The 7,163-nt window shown below is 62.1% G+C and carries 8 protein-coding genes; all 8 read right to left on the bottom strand.

Annotation, left to right across the window (positions count from 1 at the left end; genetic code table 11):
- Window positions 1-531: 531 nt before the first annotated feature.
- The 8 genes from LKX83_RS23575 to LKX83_RS23540 all read right to left on the bottom strand — a co-directional run bounded on the left by LKX83_RS23575 (window position 532) and on the right by LKX83_RS23540 (window position 7,124).
- Window positions 532-1,707 (bottom strand): MFS transporter, encoded by a 1,176-nt coding sequence (locus LKX83_RS23575; protein WP_227885286.1) that lies wholly within the window; start codon window positions 1,705-1,707, stop codon window positions 532-534.
- A gap of 29 nt (window positions 1,708-1,736) precedes the next feature.
- Window positions 1,737-2,294, bottom strand: a complete 558-nt coding sequence (locus LKX83_RS23570; protein WP_227885285.1) for a PadR family transcriptional regulator — start codon at window positions 2,292-2,294, stop codon at window positions 1,737-1,739.
- Window positions 2,295-2,522: 228 nt separating this feature from the next.
- Window positions 2,523-3,287, bottom strand: a complete 765-nt coding sequence (locus LKX83_RS23565; protein WP_227885284.1) for an AAA family ATPase — start codon at window positions 3,285-3,287, stop codon at window positions 2,523-2,525.
- 44 nt (window positions 3,288-3,331) lie between these two features.
- A complete protein-coding gene (locus LKX83_RS23560) occupies window positions 3,332-3,700 on the bottom strand; it encodes a DUF2500 domain-containing protein (RefSeq protein ID WP_227885283.1) in 369 nt (122 codons plus the stop codon).
- Window positions 3,701-4,202: 502 nt separating this feature from the next.
- Window positions 4,203-5,102, bottom strand: a complete 900-nt coding sequence (locus LKX83_RS23555; protein WP_227885282.1) for a CPBP family intramembrane glutamic endopeptidase — start codon at window positions 5,100-5,102, stop codon at window positions 4,203-4,205.
- A 21-nt stretch (window positions 5,103-5,123) separates the two neighbouring features.
- Window positions 5,124-5,567, bottom strand: coding sequence for a hypothetical protein (locus tag LKX83_RS23550; protein ID WP_227885281.1), 444 nt, complete (start codon window positions 5,565-5,567; stop codon window positions 5,124-5,126).
- A complete protein-coding gene (locus tag LKX83_RS23545) occupies window positions 5,558-5,701 on the bottom strand; it encodes a hypothetical protein (RefSeq protein ID WP_227885280.1) in 144 nt (47 codons plus the stop codon). Before LKX83_RS23545 ends, LKX83_RS23550 begins: the two co-directional genes overlap by 10 nt.
- An 82-nt stretch (window positions 5,702-5,783) precedes the next feature.
- On the bottom strand, window positions 5,784-7,124 hold the full coding sequence (locus LKX83_RS23540; RefSeq protein ID WP_227885279.1) for a polysaccharide deacetylase family protein: 1,341 nt from the start codon (window positions 7,122-7,124) through the stop codon (window positions 5,784-5,786).
- Window positions 7,125-7,163: the final 39 nt, after the last annotated feature.

Here is a 7,163-nt window from a genome sequence, read left to right as displayed (position 1 = left end):
GAGTGGCGTTGCGTGTGGGTGGCGTGAGTGGCGTTGCGTGTGGGTGGCGTGAGTGGCGTTGCGTGTGGGTGGCGTGAGTGAGTGGCGTTGCGCGTGGGCTGCTCCAGATGCAGGAAGGACCTCATCCTCTGCCGTTGGCGGGGGATGAGGTCCTTTGGGTTGGGCGGAGCCGGGCGTGGTTGGTAAGTGGCAGGCGAGTACGAGGCGGATTCGACCAACGAGGGCTGTGAGCGGTCATTTTTACTGCACATTGATGTTTAACCGGTCTGATACGGCCATGAACGGTAGATATTACTGCTCTTGGACACTTGGTCGGCCAACGAGAGCCATGAGCGGTCAATTTTACTGCTCATTGACGTTTGACCGGCCCGATGCGGCTAAGAGTGGTAGATTTTACTACTCCATGCCGATCGGTCGGCCCAGGCGGGCCATGAGCGGTAAATCTTGCTGCTCATCTACCTTTGTCCGGCCCAACGTGTCTTGGCACGGTAGATTTACCATCGGTCTCCATCCGTTCAGAAAAAAAACGGGTTACTTGCTTGCGGGCGAGACGGCCTCCGCTTGCGCGGACTGCGGCGATCGGAGCCGGCGTCGGACGACCGTCGCGAACACCGCCAGGGAAACCGCCGCCGACAAGGCCGTCACCGTGAACAGCGTCTGGTAACCGGCATACTGCGAGACCCAGCCCAGCACGATCGATCCCAGACCGATGCCGAGGTCGAAGGAAGCCGTGAACGAGGCGTTCGCGACCCCGCGCCGCTCCGGATGAGCGAGCCGCAGCGCGGTCGACTGCAGCGCAGGCTGGGCCGAGCCGAAGCCGATGCCGTACAGGACGGCCGCGACGATCATCCCCGCGTAGCCGTGCGACAAGCCTAGAACGATCAGAGCGGCCGCCGTCACGCCCAGTGCCGGCACGATCACGAACGCTTCCCCGCGCCGGTCGGACAGCTTGCCTGCGAGCGGCCGAGTCGCCGTGAGCGCGATGGCGTAGACGAGGAAAAAGGTGCCCGCGTTGACCCGGATCGATTCGGCGAATAGCGGCACAAACGTCGTGACGCCACCGTACGCGGCGGAGAGGAAAAAGATCGCCACCATGACGGAGGCGATCGACCGCTCGAACAGCTGCAGGCGACCTCGACCGCCCCGCGCCCGATACGGTGCCTTCGCCGTCACGGCGAGCAGAAGCGCCGCAACCGAAAAAACGGTCGCGAGCAGGAACAGCGTATGGTAGGATCCGCCCCGGATCAACCAAACGCCCAGCATCGGTCCGATCGCCATCGCGATCGTCATCGCCATGCCGTAATAGCCCACCCCCTCGCCTCGCCGCGAGTCAGGGATGATGTCCGTGATCGTCGTGCCGACCGCGGTCGTGGAGAACGCCCAGCCGATGCCGTGGAGCACCCGCAGCGCGAACAGCGCCGCCAGACCCCCGACCCAATCGTACGCATACATCGCCATTGCAAACAGCAGAAGTCCCGCGATCATAAACCTTCTTCGGCCGTAACGGTCCAGCAATCCGCCGACCAGCGGCCGCGTAACGACGGCCGCCAGCGTGAACACGCCCGCCGCGAGACCGACTTGCGACTTCGAAGCGCCGAGCTCCTGCAAATAAAGCGGAAATGTCGGCAGGAGCAGATAGAATCCGGTAAAAAGCAGCAACATACCCGCCGTCAGCAGCACGAACGGTTTGGTCCACAAACGTTCCATGTCCCTTTCCCCTCTCCCCTCTCCCCTTCTTAGCCTTGCGCTTCGTCCGGATCGGAAGCCTCGACGCGCGCGATCTCCGCGCGCACCCAGGCCATGTCGGCCTCGCCCATATGCTTGCGGTGATCCAGCGTCCGGAGCAGCTGGATGCGTTGAATCTCCGGTTCCGGCTTCGCGGCGATCAGCTGCCGCTCGAAGCGGGCCACATAGTCGTACTGCCCGCGAAGATAGTCCAGATACTGGGTCAAGCAAGCGATCCGAACCGTTTTCGGCACATACCGGAAGTACACCATCTTGATGCGCAGAAGAAGCTCCGCATCCGGGCCATGCGCCAGCGGCTCCGCCATCAGCCCGGCGAATCGGACCTTCCCCGCTTCCGCGAGGGTATAGATCTTCTTGGCGCGGCCCCCCTCGGTCTCTTCCTCCAGGTGCAGATGGATCAGTCCCTCCTCCGTCAGCCGGGAGAGGAGCGGATAAAGCGTGCCGGAGCTGATCTTGCGCGCCGTGCCGATTCGCATCAGCACCTCCTGAAGCATGTATCCATGTTTGTCCCCCGTTCGCAATTCTCCCAGCACAAACAGCTCATACATGATCGATTCACCTCCTCACATATGTCGTTTCGACACATATTCTTGTCGTTATTATATGTCGGTCCGACATATATGTCTACCTTTTCCTGCCATTCAAGAGGGCCAAAGGCTAAAAGGCAATAAAAAAGCCCGTCCCCGCCGTGAGGCGAAAAAGGGGACAGACTTCATTTTTCCGCTATTGCGAACGCGTTCTCGCGGGCCGACGCTACCTTTCCGCGCGAAAGGCCTTTACGTTTCTTCCTCGTCCTCCGCGAACAGCGCGCGGAAATATCGCTCCCGGTCGTTCAAGAAGTCGCGCGTCAATCGATAGTGATCCGTGTCCTCGTAGGCGATCGGCGCGATCCCATCCTCGTCGAACCGGAGGATGCGCGCCCCGGGGTAGGCCATCAAAATCGGCGAATGCGTCGCGATGACGAACTGCGCCTGTCCCGACGACACCTGCTCCCATAAAATGCGAAGGAGCGACAACTGATTTTGCGGCGAAAGCGCGGACTCGGGCTCGTCCAGCAGATAGAGCCCCTTGCGCCCCAGCCGGTTGCGGAAAAACGTCAGAAAGCCTTGCCCATGGGAGCGCTCGTGCAGCGACCGTCCTTCGTAGGGGGCGTAGGCCTGTCTGCCGATCGAAGGATCCTTGGCCAACTCGTCGATATAATCGGCGAACGTATCGAACGTCTCCGCCCGGAAAAAGAAGCCTCCCGACACTTTCGGCATCCAGGAAAGGCGCAGGATGTCGGCCAGCGAGGTGTCGTCCTTCTCCTTGGCGATGACGAGGTCGCGGCCGCCGACGATGCTGAAGCCGCAGGCCGTTCCGATCGCCTCGAGCAGCGTCGACTTGCCCGAACCGTTGGCCCCGATGAAAAACGTCACGTCGGCATCCAGCTCGAGACGGTTCAGCTCGCGGATGGCCGGGATTCCGAACGGATAAGCGCGAGCCGCGGCAGGAGAGGCGGACAGCCGTTCCCAATCGAGCTCGACGCGTCTTAAAAATGGCATGTCCGCCTCCCCCTTCCTCTGCTGGACGAGCATCATTCTAGGCCTTATTCGAGTTCGTTGCGCACGAAGCCCTTGTAGCGAGTGCCTTGATGGGTGAGCGCGCCTACGTCCCCTTCGGCCAGCATGCCGTACGTTCGGCCGTTTACGGGGAGCTCTTGCCTGGTGCCGTCCTCCGCTTCGAACGTGACGTAATAGCTGGTCGAAGAGCTGCTTTCTCCCGAGCCGCCCCATACTTTCGTGCGTTTGGCGACGACCCGTGCCTGCAAAGTGACGACTTCGGAGGCGTTGTTTTGCGCCCAGGTGCCGATCCCCTTCACGATCGAGTAGACGATTCCACCGATCACGATGATGAAGATGAGGACGAAGAAAAAGGTAAAGCCGGCCGGCGCGCCTACCAACGGATTCGGAAACATGATAGATCACCTCCTGGCGAATGCTGCCTACGTTACCATTCCCGATTCTGTTTGGCGTCTATCGGGTCGTTCCGCGGCAGCTCGATTATTTTACTCGAAATCTCATACCCATTACTGGTGCAGACGGCGGAATTCCACGATTGTATTCGAAAAATCACACACATTCCCTGCGCAAACGGACGAATCAGGCGATTGTATGCGAAATTTCATACGCATGCCGGCATTGGTGGCTGATCATGGCGACGTATGCGAAATTTTCATATACATACCGGCGTTGGCGGCCGATTCCGGCGATTGTATGCGAAATTTCATATACATTACGGGTGCAGTCGGCAAAAATCCGCGATTGTATGCGAAATTTCATACACATTACCGGTGCAGACTGCTGATTCCGGCGATTGGATGCGAAATTTCATACACATCACCGGCGCAGTCGGCAAAAATCCGCGATTGGATGCGAAATTTCATATACATGCCGGCACAGACGGCTGGATTCGCCACGTCAAGGGGCGCGATCGGGAGCCGTCAGCGCAGACGACGGCCGCTTCCGGCGGCGCAGCGCCCACAGCGCGGCGACGATGCCCGCCGCAAGGACGGCCGTTGCCGCCGCGCTGCCTTCGGCGCCGAACGCTCCGCCGGTGAGCGCTTCACCGCCCGTTCGCTGGACACGCAACAGCGCGTCCGTCCCGGTGCCGGACACTTCGAAGCCGTAGACGTAGCCTTGAAAATAGTTCCACGTCCAATGCAAGCCGATCGGCAGCCACAGCCCGCCGCTCGCCTCCCTGGCGACGGCGAACAGGATGCCGGCCAGTACCAGATTCACCGTCGGCCAGACGCTCTCGAAGACGTTGGCGTTGCCGAAATGCATCGCCGCGAACAGCAGCGAGGAGACGACGACCGCCGCAGGCGCGCCGAAGGACCGTCGGGTCAGGCCCTGGACGTAGCCGCGAACCAGCAGCTCCTCGCTGAACGCGACGACGGCGAAGAACAGCGCCCCCCGCAGCAGCGACCATCCGAGCGCCGCATCGAAGGGGGCGGACCGGAGCGTCAGTCCCCCAAGCAGCCAGATGAGCAGCACGACAAGCGACAGGAGGGCGGCGCCGCACGCCATCCCGGTCGCCAGCCGGCTGACCGCCCCAGGCTGTCTCAGGCCGAGCGGCCAGCCCGCCTTCCGCTCGAATGCGACGTACATGATCCACACGCCGGCGACGATGAACGCATCCTGGACAACCGCGAGCGTCAGGTTCATCCGCGGGAAGGAAAGCACGCTCTCGACGTCGCGCCCGGACAAGACGGCGGCTACGACGTAGACCAGGATGGCGACGAACATCATCGCCAGCATGATGGCGAAAAGCAGCAGGAGCTTTCCGATCAGAATGAATATGGCGCGAACGGACTTCATCGCGTCGCCCTCCCGACACGTTTATTTTTTTCGCTGATACTGATAGAGCGCGAGTCCGGAGAAGCGGGCGACAAAGCCGTCGGCCAAACGATCCAACTCAGGGCCCGACACCGACATGGTGAAGCCGTCGTCGCCGTCGAAGGATGTCCCCCGGTTCATGAGCATCAGCCACCTGCCGTCCTTCGTTTCGTACTGCCACCATCCCACGTGCGCGTTGATCTCTTTGGCGCCTCCGTCCCGGAACACATCATACGAGAGAAGGCGTCCTCCGTACGGATCGAGATCTCTCCGCATGCGGATGCGGAAGTCGACCCCCTCGTCGGATCTGGCGACGCTCTCCAGCACGAAGCGGGTATCGTTCGATTCTGCCAGCGTCGCGCCGATGTCCCGCTCCCCCCATAGCGACCGGTACCAATCCGCTTGAATCGGCAGCGCCACTTCGACCGGATTTTGAATCAATTCCATTGCGTATCCTTGACCGTTGACAACGCGTTCCCAAGCCCGTTTCTCGCGTCCAGCCGATCTCCCTTTCTGGCGATTAAAATCGCGAAGAGAAGGATAATCCCCGCCAGGAGGAGCAGATGATAGCGTGCACGCAAAAAAGCGCCTCCTTCGTTCCGGGTTGTTTTTCCATTTTACATGGAAACCCGAAAGAAGGAAACGCTTGTCAAATCCTGAAGATTATGCGCCGCGGATCGTCCACGACTGCCACCTCAATCGGCGCGTCACCCACTCGTCCTTAAAGTCGTCCGAGTAGATCCAAGTGCCCGCCAGGCGGAAATCGTCGAACCGGTAAAAACCCGAGGTATCCGGCAGCTGGGGACCGGGCGCGATCCGCGCCGAATCGGCGCCGGCCAACACTTGCACGGCGGCCCGCAGGAAGTCGCCCGGCCCGATCGCGGGGCCCGGCCCGCCGTCGGACTCGCCGAGCGGGATGCGATGCGGCACGATCTCGGCGTCCACCAGCCTCGCCGCCGCCAGCCGGAGCTGCCGCGCCTCGATTGCGAGCGGGGAGGCTATCCCTTCCGGCTCCTGGATCGGTCCGATCGGCGCGCCCGCGCGGTACGGCCCCGCATCGCCGTTCAGCGCGCGGACGGCCGCCTGAAACAAGTCCGCGAGCGAATAGCTGTCGCTCCCCGACACCCCGAATCCGAAGCGCTCCTCCAGGCCGCCGAGCAGGACCATCAGCGCCCCCCGGTCGAGCGATCGTTCGGCTGCCCCGTTCTCCTGCTCCCAGATGTCCCGGCAGGTCGCGAACGTGAAGTCGCTTTCCGCCTGGAGCCGGCGGATCAACGTCCTCAGGTCGTCGTAAAAGCGCTCGACGTCCGCTTCCGGACGACGGTCCGCGTACTTCCACTCGCCCCAGGGGACCCGGTTGCCGCCTTTCATGTTCACCGCGTCCCAGAACTGCGCGTAGGGAATCAGGTTCGGATGACAGCAGAAGACGAGCCGTTCCCAGGCACGCCACATCGGGAATCGGCCGACGGCCTCTCCGATCCCGTCCCGCAGCAGCAGGTCGTCCAAATATTCGTTGCACTCGAGGTTCAGCGTGTTGCAGTACCAGATCGCCTTGCCCCCGGTCTCCTTGAAGAGCGAGCCCGCCACCACGGGGATGCCGAGCTTGGCGGCCCCGTGCAGCGACTGGGCGGAGATGTTGTTGCCGGGCGGGACGTAGGCGGGCAGCGCGTCTACGCCGAACACGCGCCGCACGATCGCCGAGCCCTCGCTTTCCTCCGCCAGGTAACGCGCGAGCGGACGTTCCCAGACCGGATCGTCGCTGTATTCCGCGATCGTCGGATGCCAGGAATGGCGATACGTATGATAGTTGACCTCGTGATGCCGCAGGGCGGCGACGATGTCCTCCCGCCCCCGCTCCTCCAGCACGCGGGCCAGCTCGCCGACGATATTGAAGCTGCCCCGGATGCCCTCGCCGCGCAGCAGCTCCGCCAGCCGGAGGATGGCGTCGTCGGATACCGGGGACGTATAATCCTCCGTATCGAACAGGAATACGACTTGAACCAAGCGAATCTCTCCTCTCGCCGTGTGGAATCGCAAACCATG

Source organism: Cohnella baijiui, assembly GCF_020731285.1.
Classification (GTDB): domain Bacteria; phylum Bacillota; class Bacilli; order Paenibacillales; family Paenibacillaceae; genus Cohnella.
The sequence above is the reverse complement of the archived record's forward strand: the minus strand, read 5'-3'. Positions and strand labels throughout refer to the sequence as shown.

Bases quoted from the DNA above. Each gene is read 5' to 3' on its own strand.
- LKX83_RS23555 (WP_227885282.1), bottom strand. From the start codon at position 5,102: ATGAAGTCCGTTCGCGCCATATTCATTCTGATCGGAAAGCTCCTGCTG.
- LKX83_RS23575 (WP_227885286.1), bottom strand. From the start codon at position 1,707: ATGGAACGTTTGTGGACCAAACCGTTCGTGCTGCTGACGGCGGGTATG.
- LKX83_RS23560 (WP_227885283.1), bottom strand. From the start codon at position 3,700: ATGTTTCCGAATCCGTTGGTAGGCGCGCCGGCCGGCTTTACCTTTTTC.
- LKX83_RS23550 (WP_227885281.1), bottom strand. From the start codon at position 5,567: ATGGAATTGATTCAAAATCCGGTCGAAGTGGCGCTGCCGATTCAAGCG.
- LKX83_RS23565 (WP_227885284.1), bottom strand. From the start codon at position 3,287: ATGCCATTTTTAAGACGCGTCGAGCTCGATTGGGAACGGCTGTCCGCC.
- LKX83_RS23570 (WP_227885285.1), bottom strand. From the start codon at position 2,294: ATGTATGAGCTGTTTGTGCTGGGAGAATTGCGAACGGGGGACAAACAT.